Source organism: Agromyces sp. ISL-38 (genome assembly GCF_018613935.1).
Lineage (GTDB): Bacteria > Actinomycetota > Actinomycetes > Actinomycetales > Microbacteriaceae > Agromyces.
The window spans coordinates 217,196-240,135 of the sequence record NZ_JAGGPF010000010.1; the positions used below are offsets into that span (position 1 = coordinate 217,196).

Below are 22,940 nucleotides of genomic sequence, written 5' to 3' on the forward strand. Positions count from 1 at the left end.
ATGTCCCGCTCCCGCTCCGCGCGTATCAAGGCCTGGCCTCGACTCAGCCGGCGCGGCACGACGCTCGTCGTCGTGGGAGTGCTGCTGTTCGCCGTGTCGCTCTGGTTCGACTTGCGCGACATCCTGCTGCTCGCCTTCGTCGGCATCGCGATGCCGCTCGTCGCCGTGGCCTTCGTGGGGTTCCGCACGCCGCGGCTCGCGGTGACGCGCATGTTCGCACCGCCCGTGGTTGGCGCGGGCGGCGCCACCCGCGTGGCGCTCATCGTGAAGAACCGATCACGGCGCACGTTCGACGGCGCCCACTGGCGCGACCGGGTGCCCGAAGGGCTCAAGGGCCCGGCCGAGGCGATACTGCCGGCCGTCGGCCCGTACGAGGGTGTCCTTCCCTCGGGCGACGACACGATACGGCTCGAGTACAAGCTCCGGATGCCGCGGCGCGGCGTCTTCTCGATCGGTCCGCTCGTCATCGGCATCGCCGATCCGTTCGGACTCGCGCGCATCGACCGCGAGGTGGGCACGGGGCACGAGGTCGTCGTGACGCCCCGTGTGACGCCGCTCGACGCCGCCCTCGGCACCGCGGCGAGTGTCGATGGGGTGCTGCACGGCCTGCAGCGTCGCACCCACCCGAACTCCGACGAGCTCATCGCGCGCGAATACCGCTACGGTGACCCGCTGCGTCGGGTGAACTGGGCGGCGACCGCCCGCCGCGGCGAGCTCATGGTGCGCGAGGAGGAGCAGCGCGGCGACCCCGAAGCGAGGCTCATCCTCGACACGACGCTCGCCGGGCGGCCGAAGTCCGCCTCGCTCCGCCGTGAGCGCGACGACAGCGGGCACCTCGGCTATGAGCTCGGCATCGAGATCGCCGCGTCCGTCGGGGTGCACCTGCTCGAGCGGGGCTTCCGCGTGCGCTGCGACCATCTCGCCGACCCCGAGCACGGCGCGCTCTCGGCGTCATCGCCCGGCGGCTATCGCATGCCGGGCGGCGACCGGTCACTGCTCGAGGACCTCGCCCGGCTCGAGGGTCCGGCTCGGCCGGGATCGGCTGCGGCGACGGAGGTCGCGTCCTACGCCCGGGATCGCCCGCGGGCGCGAGAGGCCCGGATGCCCGGGTTCGTCGTGCTCGTCGATCCTGACGAGCACGATGCGCGCTCGCTCATCGCCCTCCGCTCCGGCTTCGAGCCGGCGATCGCGTTCGTGCTCGAGAGCGTCGCTCCGAGTGTCATCGACGCCCTCGAGGAGGCCGACTGGCGTCTCGTGCGCGTGCGCCGGCCGGCGGAGATCGCCGGTGCCTGGGCGGGCACCGCGGTCCCTGCGCGACAGCAGCCTGCCGCGCGGGTCATGCGATCGCGCGCCATCGTGCCGCGCCCCGAGGGGGTGACGCCCGATGAACCTTGACCCGGTGCCGCTCACGCGCGCCCAGCGCCTCGCACTGACGACGGCGTCGTTCGTGTTCCTCGCGGTCGCCACGATGTCGCTCGGCCCCCTCATCGCGGGCAGCGGCTGGTGGTGGCTGTGCGCGTTCATCGCCGCGGGGGTGCTCTTCTCGGGAGTGGGGTTGCGTGCCCTGCGCGTTACCGCCGCACTCGTGCCGGTGCTCGAGCTCGTGGTGCTGCTGCTGTTGCTCACCCTCGTGTTCAGCGCCGGATCGAGCATCGCGCTCATCATCCCCACGCAGGGCACGTTCGAGACGTTCGCCCAGCTGTTCTCGGGCGCAGCGCGCACGATCGAGCAGCAATCGGTGCCTGCGATCCCCGTGCCGGCGCTCACGTTCGCGCTCGCGTTCGGTGTGGGCGTCCTCGCGGTCCTCGTCGACATCCTCGTGCAGACCGTGCGGATGCCCGCCCTCGCGGCGGCACCCGCCCTCGTGCCGATCCTCATCCCCGGCTTCATCATCGAGGCGGGCGCAGAGGTGCCCACGCTCGTGCTCGCCGCGGCCGCATATCTCCTGCTGCTGCGCATCGATGTGCGGGTGCGGCGGCGGGCACGCCTCGCAGCGGGCGACCTCGACGATGACGCGGCCACGGTCGTGCCGCCGAAACGCGTGCCGATCGCCTCGACCCTCGGCGCGACGCTCGGGCTCGCCGCCGTCGGCATCCTCACCGCTTCGGTGCTCGCGGCGTCGACGCCGAGCATCTCGACGAGCCTCCTGCTCGGTTCACCCGGTCAGGGCACCCTATTCGCCCGGGGTGTGAGCCCGTTCATCGACCTCGGTCGCGACCTCCGCCGACCCGCGCCCAGGCCGGCCTTCCACTACCTCGCGCGCGACAGCGATCGCCCCTACTTCACGCTGCTCACGCTCGACCGCTTCGAGGGCGAGGTGTGGGGCGTCACGGAGCAGGCGGTCGACGGCGACAACACCGTCGATGCGATGCCGCGCCCCGAGGGTCTCTCGAGCGCCGTCGCGACATCGGAGCATCCCATCGACGTCGTCGTCGACGAGGTGCGCACGACCTGGCTGCCGGTGCCGTATCCGACGACGAGCATCGAGGGGCTCGACGGTTCGTGGTTCTGGGATGCCGGTTCCCTCACGGTGCGCAGCGTCGACACGAACACTGCCGGCCAGCGATACCGGGTGAACCGGCTCGAGATCGACCCGACGCCCGCGCAGTTGCGCGCGGCCCCGCGCGTGCTCCCCGACGAGTTGGCACGGTTCCTCGAGCTGCCCGACGAGGTCCCGGCGATCATCGGCGAGACCGCGGCATCCGTCACGGCCGGAGCCGGCTCGCCGTACGACGCCGCCGTGGCGATCCAGGCCTACCTCCGGTCCAACGAGTTCGACTACTCCACGGAGGCACCGGTCGCCGAAGGCTACGACGGCGGCGGATTCGACGTGATCGCGAAGTTCCTCGAGGTGCGCGCCGGGTACTGCGTGCAGTTCGCCGCGACCATGGCGGTGCTGGCCCGCGAGTCCGGCATCCCGGCGCGCATCTCGATCGGCTACACGCAGGGCTCCCCGTCCGAGGAGCGGATCGACGGGGTGCAGCGCATGGAGGTCGACACGCATGACCTCCACTCGTGGCCCGAGCTCTACTTCGAGGGTGTCGGCTGGGTGCCGTTCGAGCCAACTCCCGGCCGCGGCACCGTGCCCGGGTACTCCCGGCCCGGCGCCGGGGAAGGCGCGAGCACCGCGACGCCGAGTGCCGCCCCTGCGACCCCCGGAGCGTCGGGTCGACCCGACGCCGACCCCGATCGCGGACTCGCCGGTGGCGCGAGCGATCCGTTCGCCACGAACGCCTGGTGGATCCGCGGCGGGGTGCTCACGCTCGTCGTGCTCGCGCTGCTGCTCATCCCCGCCGTGATCCGGGCCGGCCAGCGGCAGGCGCGACGCCGACGCATCCGAGCGGGGGAGTGGGCCGCGGATGCCGCGTGGGACGAGCTCACCGCCACCGCAGCCGATCTCGGGGCGGGTGTCGCCGACGTCGAGACACCGCGCGTCGTCGCGGCGCGGCTGAGCGAGCGTGAGGCGTTCACCGCCGACGAGCCTCGCACCGCCCTGGTCGCCCTGCGCGATGCGGTCGAACGCGAGCGCTACGGACCGGTGCGGCACGGAGCCGGCGCACCCGACGAGGGGCTCCTCGACGCGCTCTCGGTCGCCGTGGCCGCGCTCGCGGCCGATGCCCGCCCCGCCGAGCGCCTGGCGGCGGCTCTCGCGCCGCAGTCGCTGTTCGCGCGGGTACGGAGGGCGTTCGGCGAACGTCCGTCCGCCGGCGCGTAGAATCGTCCATCGTGGCCATTCAGCATTCACCGTTCCGCCTGAACGTGCGCGACATCCTGAACCGTCCGGGTGAGATGCGCGAGCAGCGACTCGCTGTGCCAGTCGTCGACCCGATGGGAGAGAGCCTCGTCGCCGTGCGCGCGGGCTCCGAGCTCGACGTCGACGTTCGACTCGAGTCGGTGCACGAGGGGATTCTCGCGACCGCCGAGGTCGACGCGATCGCCGAAGGGGAGTGCGGTCGGTGCCTCATCGACATCGCCCTGCCCGTCGAAGTCGAGTTCCAGGAGCTTTTCGCGTATCATTCTGGAGAAGCTTTCGAGTATGAGGTTCAAGACGACCACGTGGATCTTGAATCACTCATCCGAGATGCGGTAGTGCTGGCACTGCCGTTCCAGCCGGTGTGCCGGCCGGACTGCCCGGGTCTCGACCCTGAGACCGGGCTCCGGCTAGCCGATCATCCGGAACTCGTCACCCCTGAGCACGTCGACCCGCGATGGTCGGCGCTCGCTGGGTTCCCGGCTTCCCGAGACAACGGTTCGGATGACGCATCCGATACCGACCAGCAGAGAGAAGAGAGATAGACATGGCTGTTCCGAAGCGGAAGAAGTCACGCTCGAACACGCACGCGCGCCGTTCGCAGTGGAAGGCCGAGGTCCCCACCCTCGTCAAGACCGTCGAGAACGGCAAGGTCACCTACAGCCTCCCGCACCGTGCGAAGGTCGTCGAGGACTCCGCGGGCACCCCGCTCTTCCTCGAGTACAAGGGCCGCAAGGTCGCCGACGTCTAGTCGGCCAGAACCAAGCCTGCGACCGGTCGTGACGCGAACGGAGCACACAGGGCACGGGGAGTACACGCTCGACGAGTTGCAGCAGCGACTGCACATCGTCGTAGACCCCGAGCTGCTGCTGCTCGCGCTCACGCACCGGTCGTTCGCGTACGAGAACGGTGGCATCCCCACCAACGAGCGCCTCGAGTTCCTCGGCGATTCGATTCTCGGGCAGGCCGTCACCGTCAAGCTCTTCCGCGACCACCCCGACCTCGATGAGGGCGAGCTCGCCAAGCGTCGAGCGAGCCTCGTCTCGAGTGCCGCACTCGCAGAGGTCGGCCGGTCGATCGGTCTCGGCCCGTTCATCAGGCTCGGCCGTGGCGAGACCATGACCGGCGGCGCCGACAAGCCGTCGATCCTCGCCGACACCGTCGAGGCCATCATCGGTGCGGTCTACCTCGACGCCGGAGGCGATGCCGCCACGGCGCTCGTGCTGCGGCTCGTTGCGCCGCTCATGCTCGACCCCGCGCGATTCGGTGCGGCGATGGACCCGAAGACGAGCCTCCAGGAGATCGCCGCACGGCGCGGCGCCCCTGCGCCGGTCTACACGGTCGCCGAGAGCGGTCCCGACCACAACAAGCACTTCGTCGCGACCGTCACCGTCGGCGGGCTCGCCGAGGCGTCGGGCGAGGGCTCGAGCAAGAAGCAGGCCGAGATGGCCGCTGCCCTCGAGGCATGGACGGCGCTGAGCGCGCGCTGAGCTCGCACTGACGCGAGCCCCCACGACGTCCCCCTCCTCGGCATTGCCCGCCTGCGGTCCGTGTCGCACGACGAGACATCCCTCGCTCGAACGGCATACTGGTGACAGACGGCTCGAGGGGGTGACGCGCGTGCGACGAGGCACGAACGTCCATGCGCTCGGCGGATTCAACCAGATCGTCATCCTCGACACGATCCGGCGCAACCGCGAGGGACTGAGTCGCGTCGAGATCGCGGAGCACACGGGGCTGAGCGCGCAAACCGTCTCGAACGTGTCGCGCCGGCTGCTCGATGACGGCATCATCCGAGAGGCCGGGCAGCGCATACTCGGCGTGGGCAAGCCGCGGATCATCCTGCAGCTCGACCCCTCGGGCGGCTACGCGATCGGGGTGCACCTCGACCCCGCGGTGATCACCTATGTCGTGCTCGACCTCGACGGGCGCGTGGTGGCGCACACGGCGACGAGAACGCCTTCCGGCGTGGCGCCCGAACGGGTGATCGCCGGCATGCGCAATTCCATCGACGCCATCATCGCCGATGCCGGCGTCGATCGTTCGCGGGTGCTCGGAGTGGGCATCGCGGCTCCGGGACCCCTCGACCTCGAGCAGGGCGTGGTGCTCGACCCGCCGCTTCTCGAGGGATGGCACGGCGTGCCGCTCCGCGACGCCCTCGCGGAATCGACCGGCCTGATGGTGTTGCTCGAGAAGGACGTCACCGCGGCAACCGTCGCCGAGCTCTGGATGAGCTCCGGACACGAGCGCGACGACTTCATGTTCTTCTACTACGGCACGGGCGTCGGTGTCGGTCTCGCGATCGCGCACGAGGCGGTGCGGGGCGCGACCAACAACGCGGGCGATGCAGGGCACCTCATGGTGGACCCCGACGGGCCGGTCTGCAGCTGCGGGCGCCGCGGATGCCTCGGCGATGCCATCATGCCCCGAGCGCTCGTCGGGGGCGCGCTGTCGAGCGGCCTGATCGCTGCGCCCACTGGAGGGCTCGACGGTGTCGGGATCGACGAAGGCCTCGGGCAACTGGCGGCACTGGCCGCATCCGGAGATGCCGAGGCATCCCGCGTGCTCGAGCAGATGGCCGGTCGCATCGCGACCGCCGTCGTGACCGTCGCCAACCTGCTCGACCTCGACACGGTGGTCTTCGGCGGCCCGTATTGGAACCTCGTCTCACCGCTGGTCCTCGCGAGGATCGCCGAACTGGTCAACTCCTCCGACGCGCTCGTCACGACGCATCCGATCGCGGTGACCGTCTCGGCGATCGGCGATGACGTGGCTGCGGTCGGCGCGGCGTGCCTCGTGCTGGATGACGTGCTGTCACCTCGGCCGTCGGCGTTGCTGATCGCCACCTGACGCCGTTCGCGCGAACGTCCCCGGTGGCCGGCGAGTCGCACGTGAGCGGCGCAGATCAGGCTTGACAAGAATTAGTCCATGCATTTTAGTTATAGCCACACGGCTGGTTACCCACACAGCCGAGTCACCCCACACGGCCCTTGGCATGACGCCGACGTGGCAGCCACTTGGAATCAAAGGAGATCCATGAAGAGAACACTCTCGGCGACCGTCGCACTCGGCGCCGCAGGCCTGCTCGTCCTCACCGGCTGCTCGGCCGGCGGGAGCGAGGCATCCGACACCATCAAGGTCGCCTACCAGAAGTTCGGCACCTTCACCCAGCTCGACGCCCACATGAAGCAGGTCAAGGAGGCGTTCGAAGCGGAGAACACGGGCCTGACCGTCGAACTCGTGCCGATCGAGGCACAGCAGAACGACTACTTCACGAAGCTCGCGCTCATGAACCAGTCCGCCGCGACCGCACCCGACGTGATGTACGAGGACACCTTCATGGTGGAGTCCGACGCCGATGCCGGCTACCTCGCCCCGCTCGACGAGTACACCGGGGCCTGGGACGAGTGGGACATGTTCTACGACAACGCGAAAAGCGCGGGGCTCAGCTCCGACGGCAAGACGTACGGCATCCCCATGGGCACCGATACCCGTGCCCTCTGGTACAACAAGGACCTCTTCGAGCAGGCGGGCCTGCCGGTGCCATGGGAGCCCGCGACCTGGGAGGACGTGCTCGACGCGGCCGCGACGATCAAGGCGAAGCTGCCGGGCGTCGTCCCGCTGAACGTCTACTCGGGCAAGGCCCAGGGTGAGGCCGCGGCGATGCAGGGCTTCGAGATGCTGCTCTACGGCACCGGCGACACCCTCTACGACGCCGACACGAAGAAGTGGGTGACCGGCTCCCAGGGCTTCGAGGACTCCCTGACCTTCATCGAGGACCTCTACCAGGGCGGGCTCGGCCCGACACCCGAGCAGGCGCTCGACAAGAACATCGGCAACATCGTCGCCAGTGAGTGGCTCCCGCAGGGCAAGCTCGCGATCAACCTCGACGGCTCGTGGCTGAGCGGCACCTGGCTCGAGACCGGCACCGCGCCGTGGCCCGAGTGGAACGACGTCATGGGACAGGCGCCGATGCCCACCCAGAACGGCGATGACCCGGGAGCGAACAGCATGTCGGGCGGCTGGACCCTGGCGATGGGCTCCAAGTCGAAGAACAAGGACGCCGCATGGGACTTCATCGCGCTGGCCCTCGACAAGGACAACTCGCAGTCCTACGACATCGCGGCGAGCCAGATCGCGGTGCGCAGCGACGTCTCGGACGACCCCGACTACCAGGCGGCAAACCCGACGTTCGGCTTCTTCTCCGAGATCGTCGCGGTGACCAACTTCCGTCCGGCCACGAGCGACTACGGCAAGATCTCGAGCGAGATCACCATCGCGATGGAGGCGGTGATGACCGGGCAGCAGAGTCCCGCTGACGCCGCGGCCGCCTACGACGAAGCCGTCGTGAGGATCGTGGGCGAAGAGAACACCACGAGCTAACCGATGGCCATCGTCGTAGAAGATGTACGACCCGTCGCCGGGTCGGGCCGGGGATCCGCTCCTCGGCCCGGCCGGTCGAAGGTCGGAGTCCGCCGCTCCCTCGTGCGCAGCATCCCGCTGGTGCCCGCGATCGTGCTGCTCGCGATCTTCCTGCTGGGTCCGGTGCTCAGCTCGTTCTACGGGTCGTTCACCGACGCATCGCTCACCGGATCGGCGGCTCAGGGGGCGTCGTTCGTCGGCTTCGCCAATTACGCGGAGCTCTTCGCCGACCCCGACTTCCCGAAGTCGATCATCTTGACGCTGGTGTTCCTGGTGGCGTCGGCGATCGTCGGCCAGAACGTGATCGGCCTCGGGCTCGCGATCCTGATGCGCTCCTCGAGCCGGTTCACGCGTGGCATGGTCGGCACCTTCGTCGTGACCGCGTGGGTGCTCCCCGAGATCGTGGCGTCGTTCGCCGCCTACGCGTTCTTCAACGACACCGGCACGCTCAACACGCTGCTCGGCTCCGTCGGCCTCGAGGGGGCGAACTGGCTCTACGCGACGCCGATGCTCGCGGTCATCCTCGCGAACATCTGGCGGGGCACCGCATTCTCGATGCTCGTGTACTCGGCGGCGTTGCAGGACGTGCCGCCCGAGATCACCGAGTCGGCCGAGGTCGACGGGGCACGCGGATGGCAGCGGCTCGCGTTCATCACCGTGCCGATGATCAGGCGCAGCATCTCGACCAACCTGATGCTCACGACCCTCCAAACGCTGTCGGTGTTCACGCTCATCTTCGTCATGACGGGCGGAGGGCCGGGGACCGACAGCTCGACGCTGCCCGTGCTCGCCTACCAAGAGGCGTTCCAGTTCGGCAAGCTCGGCTTCGGAACCGCGATCGCCACGATCCTGCTCCTCGTCGGAGCCGTGTTCTCCGTGGTGTACCTCCGCGCGCTCAAGCCCGAGGTGGACTGACCATGGGCATGACCTCGCCCAGCCGGCGCAGTCTCCGCACCGTGTCGAACGGTGTGCTGCTCCTCGTGGGCATCGCCTTCGCACTGCCGCTCGTGTGGCTGGTGCTCGCCTCGGTCGACGAACGCGCGACCCTGTCGATCAAGCTGCCCGGCGCCGTCTCCCTCCAGAACTTCGTCGACGTCATGACGCCCGAGAAGGCCTTCGTTCCGCTGCTGAACAGCCTGGTCCTGTCCGGCGGATGCGCCCTCATCACCGTCGTCGTCGCCGTGCTGGCGGCCTACCCGCTGTCGCGCTACCGGATGCGCATCAACAAGCCGTTCCTCTACGGGGTGCTGTTCGGCACCTGCCTGCCGATCACCGCGATGATGGTTCCGGTCTACAGCCTCTTCGTCGCTTTCAACCTGATCGATTCAATGGGCGGCACGATCCTCTTCCTGGCCGCCACGAGCTTGCCGATGGCCATCTACATGACCAAGAGCTTCATGGACAGCGTCCCCGTCAGCCTCGAGGAAGCCGCGTGGATGGACGGGGCCTCGATGATGACGACGCTCATGCGCGTCGTCGTGCCGCTCATGCGGCCGGGCCTCGCGGTGGTGTTCATCTTCGTGTTCATCGGGGCCTGGGGGAACTTCTTCGTGCCGTTCGTGCTGCTGCTCTCGCCCGACAAGCTCCCCGCCGCGGTCAGCATCTTCGCCTTCTTCGGGCAATACGGCACCGTCGCGTACGGCCAGCTCGCCGCCTTCTCGCTGCTCTACTCAGTTCCCGTCATCACCCTGTACGTGTTCATCTCACGCGTGCTCGGCGGTTCGTCCGCACTCGCAGGCGCCGTCAAAGGCTGACCCGCACCCGATCCACTAGGAGCCTCCCATGCACGACAACTCCGCCCTCGTCCGCGCCCGGATCGCCCGGTTCGTGGAGGAACGCGTGAAGCCGGCCCTCTACAGGGACAGCGCGGGGCTCACCCTCAGCGCGTGGGAGGTGCCCGACGAACCGGTTCCGTTCGCCGAGGCCGTGGGGCAGGCCTTCGAGCCGTTCACGATCGGGTCTGCGTGGGGCAAGCCGTGGGGCACCACCTGGTTCCACGTCACCGGCACCGTGCCCGAGGCGTGGAAAGGACTCGACGGGGTGGTCGAACTCGTCGTCGACCTCGGGTTCCTCTCGGGCCAGTCGGGCTTCCAAGCTGAAGGACTCGTGTTCGACCCGGCCGGACGCATCATCAAGGCCATCGAGCCGTTCAACGACCACGTGCCCCTCGAGGTCGGTCCTGGCGGACGGATCGACGTCTACATCGAGGCGGCCTCGAATCCGGATGTCGGGAGCGACTGGAGCTTCCGGCCGACACCGGTCGGCGACAAGGCGACCGCCGGCACGCAGCCCATCTATCGATTGCGCAGGGTCGATGTCGCACTGCTCGACACGGAGGTGTGGGAGTTGCAGATGGACATCTGGACGCTCACCGGCCTCATGGATGCGCTCAGCCCCGACCTGCCGCGCAGGGCCGACATCCTGCGCGCCCTCGAGGCGGTCGTCGATGTGATGGATCCGGTCGATGTGTCGGGCACGGCCGCGACCGGCCGGGCGATCCTCGCGCCGGTACTGGCGCAACCGGCGTACGCGAGCGCCCACCGCGTTGTCGCCGTCGGCCATGCGCACATCGACTCGGCCTGGTTGTGGCCGGTGCGCGAGACGATCCGCAAGTGCGCGCGCACCTTCTCCAACGTGCTCGACCTGATGGATCACGACCCCGGCTTCGTCTTCGCCGCCTCCTCGGCGCAGCAATACGCCTGGATGAAGGAGCACTATCCCGAGCTCTTCGAGCGGATCCGGGCACGAGCGGCCGAGGGCAGATTCGTGCCGGTCGGCGGGATGTGGGTCGAGTCCGATACGAACATGCCGGGAGGGGAGGCGCTCGCGAGGCAACTGATGGCAGGGAAGCAGTTCTTCATGCGCGAGTTCGGCATCGAGCCGCTCGAGGTGTGGCTGCCGGATTCGTTCGGCTACTCCGCGGCGTTCCCGCAGATCGCGGTCGCGGCCGGCTCGCGGTACTTCCTGACGCAGAAGACGAGCTGGAACGAGACGAACACGATGCCGCACCACACCTTCTCGTGGGAGGGGATCGACGGCTCGCGCATCTTCACGCACTTCCCGCCCGTCGACACCTACAACGCCGTGCTCTCGGGGGAGGAGTTGGCCAAGGCGCAACGGCAGTACGCCGAGAAGGGGGCGTCGAACATCTCGCTGGTGCCGTTCGGATTCGGTGACGGCGGCGGCGGGCCGACGCGCGAGATGCTCGCAGCCGCATCACGCACCGCCTCCCTCGAGGGCTCGCCGACCGTGACCGTCGCGTCGCCGCAGGCGTTCTTCGAGGAGGCCGAGCGCGACTATCCCAACCCTCCGGTGTGGTCGGGCGAGCTCTACCTGGAGTTCCATCGCGGAACCTACACCTCCCAAGCGAGGACGAAGGCCGGCAACCGCCGCAGCGAGCACCTCCTCCGGGAGGCCGAGCTCTGGGCTGCGACCGCAGCGGTGCGCACGGGCGCCGACTATCCGTACGAGCGCCTCGCCGGGCTGTGGCATTCGGTGCTCCTCCTGCAGTTCCACGACATCCTGCCGGGCACCTCGATCGCCTGGGTCCACCAGGTCGCAGAGGAGAACTACCGGCGGATCGCGGCAGAGCTCGAGGACATCATCGGTGCCGCCATCTCCGCGCTCGGTGCGGGTGCCGCCGAAGGGCGCACGGTCGCCTTCAACGCGTCTCCCTTCGCCGTGTCGGGGGTTGCGGCGATGTCCGCGGGTCCCGTCGACCCGCCGAGTGCGGTGAGCGTCGAACGCGACGGTGCGGGATTCGTGCTCGAGAACGCGCGGCTTCGCGTCTCGATCGACGGGCAGGGACTGGTCACGTCGCTGGTCGACGTGAGCACCGGCCGCGACGCCGTCCCGGCCGGGCAGGCCGGCAACCTGCTGCAGCTCTTCAGGGATACACCCACGCAGTGGGACGCGTGGGACATCGACTACCACTACCAGCGCTCCGGCAGGGAGCTCCGCGATGCGGAGTCGGTCGAGTTGGTGACGGATGCCCCGGAGCGGGCGAGCATCCGCGTCGAGCGCCGGTTCGGGGCATCCGCCGTCTCCCAGACGCTGACCCTGGCGGGTGACGGCACCGCCCTCGAGATCGAGACTACGGTCGATTGGCATGAGCAGCAGAAGCTGCTGAAGCTCGCCTTCCCGCTCGACGTGCACGCCGAGCGTGCAGCATCAGAGGTGCAGTTCGGTCACGTGCACCGGCCGACGCACGTGAACACCTCGTGGGACGCGGCCCGCTTCGAGACGTGCGCCCACCGATGGGTGCACGTCGCAGAGCCGGGTTTCGGCGTCACGGTCGCCAACGACTCGACCTACGGCCATGACATCACCCGGACGACGAGAGCGGACGGCGGCACCACGACGCTGGTGCGGCAATCGCTGCTGCGTGCCCCGCTGTTCCCCGACCCGCAGAGCGACCAGGGCCGTCACCGCCTGCGCACCTCGGTCGGAATCGGCGCCGACGTGCTGGACGCTGCCGGTGAAGGGTACCGGCTCAACCTGCCGCTTCGGATCGTGGACGACGCGAGCACCGTGGCACCGCTGGTTCGCAGCGACTCGCCGAGCATCGTGGTCGAGTCCGTGAAGCTCGCGGAAGACCGATCCGGCGACCTCATCGTGCGTCTCTACGAGGCCCGCGGGGCCCGGGCAGGGGGGATGGTGACGGCTGGATGCGAGGTGTCGGGCATCGTGGAGACCGACCTGCTCGAGCGTGCCGTTGCGGAGCCTGCTGCGCTGGCCGCCGTCGACGTCGATGGTGCGAGTGCCGAGCTGCGACTTCGTGCCTTCCAGCTCGTCACCCTTCGCTTCCGTCGCAACGAGGGCTCCGGAGAGCAGACGCGAGCGTAGTCTCGAGAGATGCCCGAACTGCCCGAGGTCGAAGTCGTCAGGGCCGGGCTCGCGCTCGCCGTCACCGGCGCCCGGGTCACGGCGGTCGACGTGCTCGACACGCGCGCGCTGACACGCCACGACGAGGCATCCGGCGACTTCGAGGCGCTCCTCACCGGCGCGAGCATCGAAGCGGCGGTGCGGCGGGGCAAGTTCCTCTGGCTGCCGATCGGCCACGACCGCGCCGTCGTGGGTCACCTCGGCATGAGCGGGCAACTGCTGCTCCGCACCCCCGACCATCCGGGAGACGACCGGCACGCCCGGATCCGCCTGCACCTCGAGCATCCCGAACTCGGGGAACTGCGCGTGGACTTCGTCGACCAGCGCACCTTCGGTTCGCTCGCCATCGATCGGCTCGTGGCCGCAGCCGACGGTGAGATCGCCGGATTCTCGGCTGGCGTCACGGGGGAGTGGTCGCGATCGCTGCCATCGCAGGTCGCGCACATCGCGCGCGACCCGATCGACCCCGCCTTCTCCGACGACGCATTCGTCGACGCGCTCGCGCGCAGGGCTTCGGCGGTGAAGCGAGTGCTCCTCGACCAGGGCGTCGTGAGCGGCATCGGCAACATCTACGCCGACGAGGCGCTCTGGGCAGTCCGGATGCACGCCGAGCAACCCGCTGCTTCGCTCGGGCGGCGCCGCTCCCGCGAGCTGCTCGCCGCAGTGCGCGAGGTGCTCGAACGCGCGCTCGCCGAGGGCGGCACGAGCTTCGACGCCCAGTACGTCAACGTCAACGGGGCCTCCGGCTACTTTGCGCACTCGCTGAACGCCTACGGGCGGGCCGGGTTGCCGTGCCCCCGCTGTGGCACGCCGATGGTGCGCGAGCCGTTCATGAACCGGTCGTCGCACCGGTGCCCCAGATGCCAGCGGCTCCGGATGCCGCGCCACCCGGCCTCCGCCTGAATGCGGCTCCTCCGGCAGCCGGGCCACGGCGCTCCCTGCTTTTAGTTGACGTATCAACAAGCCTCGCGGCCGGTTCGGTCGCCTCAGTCGCGCTGCCAGACCGCCTCGAGGCCGCACCGGCGGAAGCCGAGCGCGACGTTGATCGCGAGCATGTGGTCGTTCTCGTCGGCGTTCCAGGTGTAGACCACGGTGCGTTCGGGCGCGACCTCGGTGAGCCGTGCCAGGTTCGCGAGCTTGGTGAGCATGCCGAGGCCGTGCCCCCGGTGCGGGCCGACCACCAGGGTGTCGCTCTGGAAGGCGACCTCGCGTTCGAGCGGCAGTTCCAGCTCGGTGTATCCGGCGAGGCTGCCATTGGGAGCCACCGCAGCCGCCACGAGCAGGGTCCTGCCGCCGTCGAGTGACTCGCCTTCGCGCTCGCGAACGCGCGCGGCATCCCAGCGCTCCTCGTCGATCGTGATGCCGCCGGCCGGGACGTCGAGGGCCATGCGCCCCCTGGCAGCCGCGTACGCGTCGACGAGCCGCGCCGGGGTGCGGTCGGTCCAGAGCTCGAGCCGGTAGCCGAGCGCGTTCGCACGCGCCGTGCGCGTATCGAGCTCGCTGCGGAACTCGTCGGCTCGGCCGCTGACGACGAGGCTGCTCACGCGCTCGAGCTGGGCGAGGTCGTATCCGTGCGCCGCGGCGAAGCCGGCGGCGGGAACGGATGCCGGCAGCGCGGCGTCCCCCTCGGGCGCGCGCAGCACGGGGCCGTCAGCCGGGGCGCTTTCGGCGTCCGCATGATCGGAGTACGCGACGATCGTGGAGCGGCCGAGGTCGCGAGCTGCGTCCTCGGCGGCGGCGAGCAGACGTGAGCCGACGCCCTGTCGCCGATGCCGCGGCTGCACGCCGAGGGTGAGCTCGACAGTGCTCGCCCCGGCGTCGCGCTCCCACTCGAGGCCCGCCCGGCCGATCATCGTGTCGCCGTCCCAGGCGCCGATCCAGGCGTGCCCGCGGTGGCGATCGTTGCGGTGCGCGGCGAGGAGCTCGGCCGCGCTGTACGCGAAGTCCTCGTGTCCCCAGTTCGCGCGCTCGAGCTCGACGCCGAGCTCCGCGGACGACTCGAACTCCCGGGCCGCGGGCGTGCCCAGGGCATCGGGCACGGCCACCGGGCGGATGTCGATGGGCATGTGCTCTCCTCCCGCCACGTCTGGGCAGCCGCCCAGACTAAACCCGGTGCCGTCGTCATGGCAAGAGCGATCCGCGTCATCGCGGCGAGGGCGAATGGGGAGGGAGGCGAACCTCGGATACGGTAGTCCGCAGCGCGCTCGCGAGTCGGAAGGGTGGGACGTGTACCTCAAGAGCCTGACGCTGAAGGGATTCAAGTCCTTCGCGCAGCCGACGACCTTCGCCTTCGAACCCGGCGTGACCTGCATCGTCGGCCCCAACGGCTCCGGAAAGTCCAACGTCGTCGACGCGCTCGCCTGGGTCATGGGGGAGCAGGGGGCCAAGACCCTCCGCGGCGGCAAGATGGAGGACGTCATCTTCGCCGGCACCTCCACCCGCGGTCCGCTCGGCCGCGCCGAGGTGAGCCTCACGATCGACAATTCCGACGGTGCGCTTCCGATCGAGTACAGCGAGGTCACCATCTCGCGCACGCTGTTCCGCAACGGTGCGAGCGAATACGCCATCAACGGCGAGACCTGCCGGCTCCTCGACGTACAGGAGCTGCTGAGCGACTCCGGCTTGGGCCGTGAGATGCACGTGATCGTCGGACAGGGACAGCTCGACGCCGTGCTGCACGCCACCCCCGAAGACCGCCGCGGCTTCATCGAAGAGGCCGCGGGCATCCTGAAGCACCGGCGCCGCAAGGAGAAGACCCTCCGCAAGCTCGATGCGATGCAGGCGAACCTCACCCGGCTCTCCGACCTCGCGGGCGAGATCCGGCGCCAGTTGAAGCCGCTCGGACGCCAGGCCGAGGTCGCACGCGAGGCTGCGACGATCGCCGCCGTCGTGCGCGATGCACGCGCGAGGCTCCTCGCCGACGAGGTGGTCGGCCTCCGCCGCGCGCTCGAGGAGCACGGCAAGAGCGAGCATGAACGGCACAGCGAGCGCCTCGTGCTGCAAGATGAGCTCGAGCAGCATGAGGCGCGCGTCGCGCGGCTGGAGCAGGCGCAGGGCGGCGACGCCGTCGATGCCGCCAGGTCGACGACCCACGCGCTCGAGTCGGCGCAGGAGCGGCTCCGCGCGCTCGACTCCCTCGCTCGGCAGCGCATCGCCCTGCTCGGGGGAGCGAGCGAGCAATCGGATGCCGCGCCGAGCGTCACCCGCTCGATGATCGACGACGCCGGGGCCGAACTCGACACGATCCGCGCCGGCGTCGGCTCGGCGGCATCCGCCCTCGACGTCGCAGTCTCCCAGACTCGCGAGGCCCGCGACGCGCTCGACCTCGTCGACGAGCGGATCGCGGCGCAGAGCGCTCGCGTCACCGCATACGACCTCGAGGTCTCGAAGCTCGCCGGACAAGCCGACACCGCCGCCTCGAACCTCACCGCCGCTCGCGGCGAAGTGCTCCGGCACACGAACGCGATGGAGGCGTCCGCCGCCCGCGGCCGGGTCGCCGCGGAGGAACTCGCCCGGATCGAGGCCGAAGCCGACGCAGGCGAGATCGGCGAGACCGATCTCGACGAGGCCTACGAGCTCGCGCAAGCCGCCGTGTTCGAGGGCGAGGGCGAGATCGAACGACTCCGCGAGGAGCTGCACACGCACGAACGCGAACGCGATGCGCTCGCAGCCCGCAGCGCGGCGCTCTCGCTCGCCCTCGACCAGAAGGACGGCTCGGCCGCGCTCGTCGCGGCCGGCGTCGGCGGCGTACGCGGGCTCCTCGCCGAAGCGCTGCATGTCGAGCCGGGCTTCGAGCCGGCGATCGCCGCCGCGCTCGGCTCGCTCGCCGATGCCGTGCTCGTCGACGATCGAGCCGCCGCCTACCGGGCGCTCTCGCACGCCGAAGAGGGCGCCATGGGCCGGGTCGCGCTCGCGTTCGCCGACCCGGGCGTCGCTCCGGCGGCAGCGCCGGCGATCGAGGGGCTCACCGCGGCATCCGAGGTCGTCACCGCTCCAGCCGGCGTGCTGGGCCTGCTCGCCGAGGTGCTCATCGCCGACGACCTCGCCGCGGCTCGCGCCGCCGAGGAGCGCGTCGCAGCGCTCGCCCGGCCCGCCACCGTCATCACGAAGGATGGCACGGTCGTCGGCCGCTTCGTCATCCGCGGTGGAACCGGCCAGCAGCAGAGCCGCATCGAGCTCTTCGCCGAGCGCGACCGCGCGAGCGCGCGGCTCGAGGAGGTGCGCAGCGAGATCGAGCGCTCGCGCTACGACCTCACCGAGCAGCGCGCGATCGTCGAGCGGTCGAAGGAGCAGTCGAAGCAGGCCCTCGCTGCACTTCGCGAGTTCGACGCGCAGCTCGCGCAGCGCACCGAGCGGCTGAATCGCGCCCGAGTGCAGGTCGAGGCGGCGACCGCGGAGACCGAACGCCTCGAGCAGGCGGCGCAGAAGGCACAGGAGCGCGTCGCCGACGCCGAGCTCGCGGCGACCGAGGCGAAAGCGGCACTCGATGCCGCCCGGGCAGTGGCTCGGCCGGTGCTCGACACCACGGAGCGCGACGGAACACTCGCTGCGCTCGAACGCGCCCGCGAAGGCGAGGTCGAGGCGCGGCTCCGGCTCGAGACGGCGAAGGAGCGCGTGCGTGCCGAGGAGGCGCGTGTTCGAGCGATGGAGCGCCAGTTCGAAACGGAGCAACAGGCTGCCGCGGATGCCGCGCGCCGCGCCGTCATCCGTCGCGCCCAGCTCGAGGCGGCCGCGCGCGTCGCCGAGTCACTGCCGGCAGCCCTCGCCTCCGTCGATGGTTCGGTCGCCGAGGCGCGCGTCGCGCTCGGGCGCGCAGAGGCCGAGCGTGCCAGCCGCAACGAGGAGCTCCAGGGGCTCCGACGTCAGGAGGCCGTGGTGCGCGAGCGCCTGCACGCCGTCACCGAAGACGTGCACGGCCTCGAGTTGCGCATCTACGAGAAGAAGCTGCACGTCTCAGGACTCGTCGAACGGGCAGAGTCCGAGCTCGGACTCACCGAAGCGGTGCTCGTCGCCGAGTACGGGCCCGACGAGGAGATCCCCGCCGAGACCGAAGACGGCGAGCCCCGCCCGTTCCGCCGCGAGGAGCAGCAGCGCCGGCTGCAGGGCGCAGAACGCAAGCTCGCGCAGCTCGGGCGGGTGAACCCGCTCGCGCTCGAGGAGTTCGCCGCGCTCGAGCAGCGCCACGTGTTCCTCACCGAGCAGCTCACCGACCTCGCCAACACCCGGAAAGACCTGCTCACGATCATCGACGAGATCGACGGCAAGATGGAGTCGATCTTCCGCGGCGCCTTCGAAGACACCCGCGATGCGTTCGCCGCGGTGTTCCCGGTGCTCTTCCCGGGCGGCACGGGCAGCATCTCGCTCACCGACCCCGAGAACATGCTCACGACGGGTATCGAGGTGTCGGTGAAGCCGGCCGGCAAGAAGATCGAGCGCCTGTCGCTGCTGTCGGGCGGCGAGCGCTCGCTCGCGGCGGTCGCCTTGCTCATCGCGATCTTCAAGGCTCGACCGAGCCCGTTCTACATCCTCGACGAGGTCGAGGCGGCACTCGACGACGCGAACCTCGGGCGCCTCCTCACGACGCTCGAAGACCTGCGCGAGTCGAGCCAGCTCATCGTCATCACCCACCAGAAGCGCACGATGGAGATCGCCGACTCGCTCTACGGGGTCTCGATGCGCCAGGACGGCGTCTCGGCTGTCGTCGGGCAGCGGGTGCGCGAGGACCGCGAGGCGCGCGCGAGCTGAGCGGATGCCGCGGCATCCACTCGACCGGGCTCACGTGAGCCTGCGGTCGTCGGGCTCGACGATGCGGAACCAGCGATAGCCGTAGGCGTCGAGCTGCACGTCGATGCGCCCGGACGCGTCGAGGTCGTAGCGATCGTCGTGGAAGAGATCGGACAGGACCGACTCCTCGGCGACCGGCCCGAGCGCAAGACTGACGATCGCCGGCCTCGATGCGAAGTTGTGCAGCGCCACGAACCGGCCCACATCAGCCGTGATGCGATGCGCGAGCACGGCGTCATCTCCGCTCTCGAGCACATCGAGGGCACCCCAGCCGATCTCGGGAGAGCTGCGATACCGCTCCGCGAAGCTCCTGATGGTGCCGAACAGTGATTCGGGGTCGTGCATCTGCGCCTCGACGTTCACGTGCGCCGGTGCATAGCCATCGGTCGGCGGCGTCGCGATGAGCTTGCGCGGCGCGGCACGGGAGAAGCCCCCGTTCGCCTCGCCGGTCCACTGCATCGGCGTGCGCACCGTCATCCGGCCGCCCTCCTCGCGGTTCTCGCCCATCCCGATCTCCTCGCCGTAGAAGAGCGCCGGAGTTCCCGGCAGCGAGAACAGCAGGCTGTAGACCATCCGGATGCGGCGGGGTTCGCCGTCGAGCATCGGCGGAAGGCGCCGGGCGATACCTCGTCCGTAGACGCGCATCCACTCCTCCGGCGCGAACGCGTCGAACACCTCCCGGCGTTCGTCGTCGCTCAGCTTGTCGAGCGTGAGCTCGTCGTGGTTGCGCACGAAGTTGACCCATTGCGCCTCGGGTTCGAGCGCCGGGCGCCGGGCGAGCATCTCGGCGAGCGGCCGGGCGTCCTCCCGGGCGAGCGCGAGGTAGAGCCGCTGCATCCCGAGGAAGTCGAACTGCATCGTGAGCTCGGGCGGATCGCCCGGTTGGCCGAAGAACTCGAGTTGCTGGTCGTACGGCAGGTTCACCTCACCGAGGAGCACCGCGTCGCTCGAGCGACGCTGCAGGAACCGGCGGATGTCGCGGAGGAACTCGTGCGGGTCGCCGATCTCGACCCCTACGGGCGGCTCGATGAGGAACGGAACGGCGTCGACCCGGAATCCCGAGATGCCGAGCTCAAGCCAGAAGCCGATGGTCTTCGCGATCTCGTCCCGCACCCCCGGGTTCGCGATGTTCAGGTCGGGCTGGTGCCGATAGAAGCTGTGCAGGTAGTACTGGCCGGTGCGCTCGTCGAGCTCCCACACGCTGTCCTCCTCGCCCGGGAAGACCGTCTTCGCCTGCTTCGCGGGCGGTTCGTCGCGCCAGACGTAGAAGTCGCGGAGCGGCGCCGTCCGGCTCCGCCGCGCGGACTTGAACCACGGATGCCGGTCCGACGTGTGGTTCATGACGAAGTCGATGATGACCCGCATGCCGCGATCGCGCGCGGTGCGCGTGAACTCCGCGACGTCGCCGAGCGATCCGAGGCGGTGATCGACACCCGTGAAATCGGTGATGTCGTAGCCGTCGTCTCGGTCGGGCGTCGGCTGGAACGGCATCAGCCAGATGCAGGTGACACCGAGATCGGCGAGGTGGTCGAGCCGATGCGCGAGGCCCTCGAAGTCGCCGGTGCCGTCGTCGTTCCAGTCCATGTAGGTCTCGATGTCGAGGCAGTAGACGACGGCGGTCTTCCACCAGAGGTCGCTGCGGTCGGTGATCTTCATCGGCCCACCGCCTTGAGCGCCGGCAGCACGTGCTCGCCGAAGGTGTCGATGAACGCGTCCTGCTCGGTGCCGACATGATGCAGGTAGATGCGGTCGAAGCCGAGTTCGGCGAGTTCGGTGAGCTTCGCGAGATGGCGCGCCGGGTCTGCCGAGACCTGCACGGTCCGGGCCACGTCGTCGGGCGTGGCATCCGCCGTGCGCTCGTCGAAGGCCTGGGGCGTGTCGAGCTCCCAGGCGAGGGGCGCGGGCACGAGGCCGCTGCGCCACTGCTCGTGTGCGATCGCACGTGCCTCCTCGTCGGTCGGCGCCCAGCTCAGGTGCACCTGCACGGCGGTGGGACCATGACCGCCGGCGTCGCGATACGCGTCGATGACGTCGCGCAGGGCGTGCCGGGGCTGGTCGACGGTGATGAGGCCATCGGCCCACTCCGCTCCATCACGCGCGGTCTCGGCGCTCACGGCCGCGATGATGAGCGGCGGCGGCACGTCGGGCAGGCTCCAGATCCGAGCCCGGTCGACTCGTACGAGGCCGTCGGTCGTCACTTCCTCGCCCCTGAGGAGGCGCCGGATCACGTCGACCGTCTCGCGGAGCCGCGCGTCGCGTTCCTCCTTCGGCGGGAAGGGCTCGCCGGTCACGTGCTCGTTGATGGCCTCGCCGCTGCCGAGCGCGGCCCAGAACCGGCCCGGGAACATCGAGGCGAGCGTCGCGGCGGCCTGCGCCGTCAGCGTCGGATGGTATCGCTGGCCCGGCGCGGTGACGACCCCGAACGGCAGCCCGGTCGCCTGCATGGCGGCACCCAGCCAGCTCCAGGCGAAGCCCGACTCGCCCTGCCGGACGCTCCATGGTGCGAGGTGGTCCGAGCACATCGCGGCGTCGAAGCCCGCCCCCTCGGCGCGTTGCACCGCGTGCAGGAGACGTGCAGGGGGGAGTTGTTCGTGCGAGGCGTGGAATCCCACGATCGTCATCCGCTGTCCTTTCGTCCAATCGAGGCTCTCGTGGCGGATGGAGGGCGACAACCCCTTGCGTCGCGGCGCACGATCGGTGTAACCGCGCGCTCTAGGCTTGACGCATGGCAGAACGCGCATCCTGGTCGCTCGGATCCGCCCTTCGCGGCGTCTTCGGGGCGAAGACGATCGACGACGAAACGTGGGACGACCTCGAGGCAGCGCTCATCCGGGCCGATTTCGGTCCTGCCGTCACCGAGGAGATCGTCGAGGCCATCAAGGCGCAGGTCGAGCGATTCAAGACCACCGACCCGCGCGACGTGCAACGGATGCTGCGGGAGCTCATCGAGGAACGCCTCTCGAAGTACGACCCCACGCTGAAGCTGACCGAGCGCCCCGCCGTAGTGCTCGTCGTGGGCGTGAACGGCGTCGGAAAGACGACGACGATCGGCAAGTTCGCGAAGTTCCTCCGCAACTACGACCGCAGCGTCGTCGTCGGTGCGGCCGACACGTTCCGCGCCGCGGCGGTCGACCAGCTCGCGACCTGGGCCGAGCGCGCGGGCGCGTCAGTGGTTCGGCCCGAGCGCGAGGGTCAAGATCCGGCATCCGTCGCCTTCCAGACCGTGGAGCAGGCCAAGCGCGACGGCACCGAGATCGTGATCATCGACACCGCCGGCCGCTTGCAGACCAAGGGCGGGCTCATGGACGAGCTCGGCAAGATCAAGCGCGTCATCGAGAAGCAGGCGCCGATCTCCGAGGTGCTGCTCGTGCTCGACGCCACGACGGGCCAGAACGGGCTCGCACAGGCCGAGGCGTTCATCCTGCACGCGGGCGTCACGGGACTCGTGCTCACGAAGCTCGACGGCTCGGCGAAGGGCGGATTCGTCATCGCCGTGCAGGAGAAGACCGGGCTCCCGATCAAGCTCATCGGCCAGGGCGAGGGCATCGGCGACCTCACGGGATTCACCCCCCACGTCTTCGCGCAGAAGCTCGTCGGCTGACAGAAGAGGAACGACATGGCGATCGAACACGACTACTTCGGACTCATCGGCGACTACTGGGCGGAGCGCAAGGAGTACGGCGACCAAGACGTCGAGGTCGTGCTCGACGCCGACGACGACAGGGTCTCGACGGCGTCGCTCGACGCGGCAGCCGGCATGGTCGGCGAGCTCGAGCTCATCGACGACGAACTGCGCTCGTCATTCGTGAACCAGATCGACTCGGGCGGCAGCGCGGTGATGCGCTTCCTCGAGGCGATCCTGAACGGCGAAGAGGCGGATGCCGCCCGCGCGGCGATCCACCGCGACTCCGGCGATCACGACATCGACGTGCTTCGCTCACTGAGCCTTGTTCGCGTCGACCTCCGGCCCGACGCCGATGGCCCCGGCGAGGTCTTCGCCGAGTTCGAGTACGGGCTCGCCCCAGAAGACACCGAGGCCCGGCTCGTCGCCTCGATCGACATCGGGCGCGAGATCGTCGACGTGCGCTTCGACGCCTGA

The 22,940-nt window shown here is 69.8% G+C and carries 18 protein-coding genes; 14 read left to right on the forward strand and 4 right to left on the reverse strand.

Annotated features, from left to right (window positions below):
• Positions 1-1,395 carry a DUF58 domain-containing protein gene (locus J7E25_RS11285; protein WP_214870240.1) on the forward strand — a complete coding sequence of 465 codons (1,395 nt, stop codon included), beginning with the start codon at positions 1-3 and terminating at the stop codon, positions 1,393-1,395.
• Entirely contained in the window at positions 1,385-3,715 is a 2,331-nt protein-coding gene (locus J7E25_RS11290) for a DUF3488 and transglutaminase-like domain-containing protein (protein ID WP_214870241.1), read from the forward strand. The genes J7E25_RS11285 and J7E25_RS11290 overlap by 11 nt, the downstream gene beginning before the upstream one ends.
• Before the next feature lie 26 nt (positions 3,716-3,741).
• On the opposite strand, the gene J7E25_RS18455 is transcribed toward J7E25_RS11290, so the two are convergent.
• The gene (locus J7E25_RS18455) at positions 3,742-3,900 is read right to left on the reverse strand and encodes a hypothetical protein (RefSeq protein WP_215005083.1); all 159 of its coding nucleotides are present in this window, start codon (positions 3,898-3,900) and stop codon (positions 3,742-3,744) included.
• Here J7E25_RS18455 and J7E25_RS11295 point away from each other — a divergent pair.
• The 9 genes from J7E25_RS11295 (at position 3,895) to mutM (ending at position 13,960) form a co-directional block, all read left to right on the forward strand.
• Positions 3,895-4,296 (forward strand): DUF177 domain-containing protein, encoded by a 402-nt coding sequence (locus tag J7E25_RS11295; RefSeq protein WP_215005080.1) that lies wholly within the window; start codon positions 3,895-3,897, stop codon positions 4,294-4,296. The two genes, J7E25_RS18455 and J7E25_RS11295, sit on opposite strands and share 6 nt — an antisense overlap.
• Positions 4,297-4,298: 2 nt before the next feature.
• Positions 4,299-4,502 (forward strand): 50S ribosomal protein L32, encoded by a 204-nt coding sequence (rpmF, locus tag J7E25_RS11300; RefSeq protein WP_108595599.1) that lies wholly within the window; start codon positions 4,299-4,301, stop codon positions 4,500-4,502.
• Positions 4,503-4,578: 76 nt separating this feature from the next.
• Entirely contained in the window at positions 4,579-5,241 is a 663-nt protein-coding gene (gene rnc / locus J7E25_RS11305) for a ribonuclease III (protein ID WP_251039032.1), read from the forward strand.
• A gap of 130 nt (positions 5,242-5,371) precedes the next feature.
• Positions 5,372-6,601: an ROK family transcriptional regulator gene (locus tag J7E25_RS11310; protein WP_214870243.1), complete on the forward strand. Its 1,230-nt coding sequence runs from the start codon at positions 5,372-5,374 to the stop codon at positions 6,599-6,601.
• Positions 6,602-6,787: 186 nt separating this feature from the next.
• Positions 6,788-8,134: an extracellular solute-binding protein gene (locus J7E25_RS11315; protein ID WP_214870244.1), complete on the forward strand. Its 1,347-nt coding sequence runs from the start codon at positions 6,788-6,790 to the stop codon at positions 8,132-8,134.
• Between the two features lie 3 nt (positions 8,135-8,137).
• Positions 8,138-9,088 carry a carbohydrate ABC transporter permease gene (locus J7E25_RS11320; RefSeq protein WP_214870245.1) on the forward strand — a complete coding sequence of 317 codons (951 nt, stop codon included), beginning with the start codon at positions 8,138-8,140 and terminating at the stop codon, positions 9,086-9,088.
• A gap of 8 nt (positions 9,089-9,096) precedes the next feature.
• Complete coding sequence (locus tag J7E25_RS11325; protein WP_374196216.1) at positions 9,097-9,927, forward strand: carbohydrate ABC transporter permease; 831 nt, start codon at positions 9,097-9,099, stop codon at positions 9,925-9,927.
• A 28-nt stretch (positions 9,928-9,955) separates the two neighbouring features.
• Positions 9,956-13,018 carry a glycoside hydrolase family 38 C-terminal domain-containing protein gene (locus tag J7E25_RS11330; protein ID WP_214870247.1) on the forward strand — a complete coding sequence of 1,021 codons (3,063 nt, stop codon included), beginning with the start codon at positions 9,956-9,958 and terminating at the stop codon, positions 13,016-13,018.
• A gap of 9 nt (positions 13,019-13,027) precedes the next feature.
• Positions 13,028-13,960 (forward strand): bifunctional DNA-formamidopyrimidine glycosylase/DNA-(apurinic or apyrimidinic site) lyase, encoded by a 933-nt coding sequence (gene mutM / locus J7E25_RS11335; protein ID WP_214870248.1) that lies wholly within the window; start codon positions 13,028-13,030, stop codon positions 13,958-13,960.
• 83 nt (positions 13,961-14,043) lie between these two features.
• Here mutM and J7E25_RS11340 read toward each other — a convergent pair whose 3' ends face one another.
• Positions 14,044-15,123, reverse strand: coding sequence for a GNAT family N-acetyltransferase (locus J7E25_RS11340; protein ID WP_214870249.1), 1,080 nt, complete (start codon positions 15,121-15,123; stop codon positions 14,044-14,046).
• A gap of 160 nt (positions 15,124-15,283) precedes the next feature.
• On the opposite strand from J7E25_RS11340, the gene smc reads away from it, so the two are divergent.
• Positions 15,284-18,802, forward strand: coding sequence for a chromosome segregation protein SMC (smc, locus tag J7E25_RS11345; protein WP_214870250.1), 3,519 nt, complete (start codon positions 15,284-15,286; stop codon positions 18,800-18,802).
• 30 nt (positions 18,803-18,832) lie between these two features.
• Here the strand turns inward: smc and J7E25_RS11350 are convergent, their stop codons facing one another.
• Complete coding sequence (locus tag J7E25_RS11350) at positions 18,833-20,497, reverse strand: alpha-amylase family protein (RefSeq protein WP_214870251.1); 1,665 nt, start codon at positions 20,495-20,497, stop codon at positions 18,833-18,835.
• On the reverse strand, positions 20,494-21,462 hold the full coding sequence (locus J7E25_RS11355; protein ID WP_214870252.1) for a TIGR03885 family FMN-dependent LLM class oxidoreductase: 969 nt from the start codon (positions 21,460-21,462) through the stop codon (positions 20,494-20,496). Before J7E25_RS11355 ends, J7E25_RS11350 begins: the two co-directional genes overlap by 4 nt.
• 104 nt (positions 21,463-21,566) lie before the next feature.
• Between J7E25_RS11355 and ftsY the strand changes: the two genes are divergently transcribed.
• Positions 21,567-22,442, forward strand: coding sequence for a signal recognition particle-docking protein FtsY (gene ftsY / locus J7E25_RS11360; RefSeq protein ID WP_214870253.1), 876 nt, complete (start codon positions 21,567-21,569; stop codon positions 22,440-22,442).
• 15 nt (positions 22,443-22,457) lie between these two features.
• Complete coding sequence (locus tag J7E25_RS11365) at positions 22,458-22,940, forward strand: DUF2004 domain-containing protein (RefSeq protein ID WP_214870254.1); 483 nt, start codon at positions 22,458-22,460, stop codon at positions 22,938-22,940.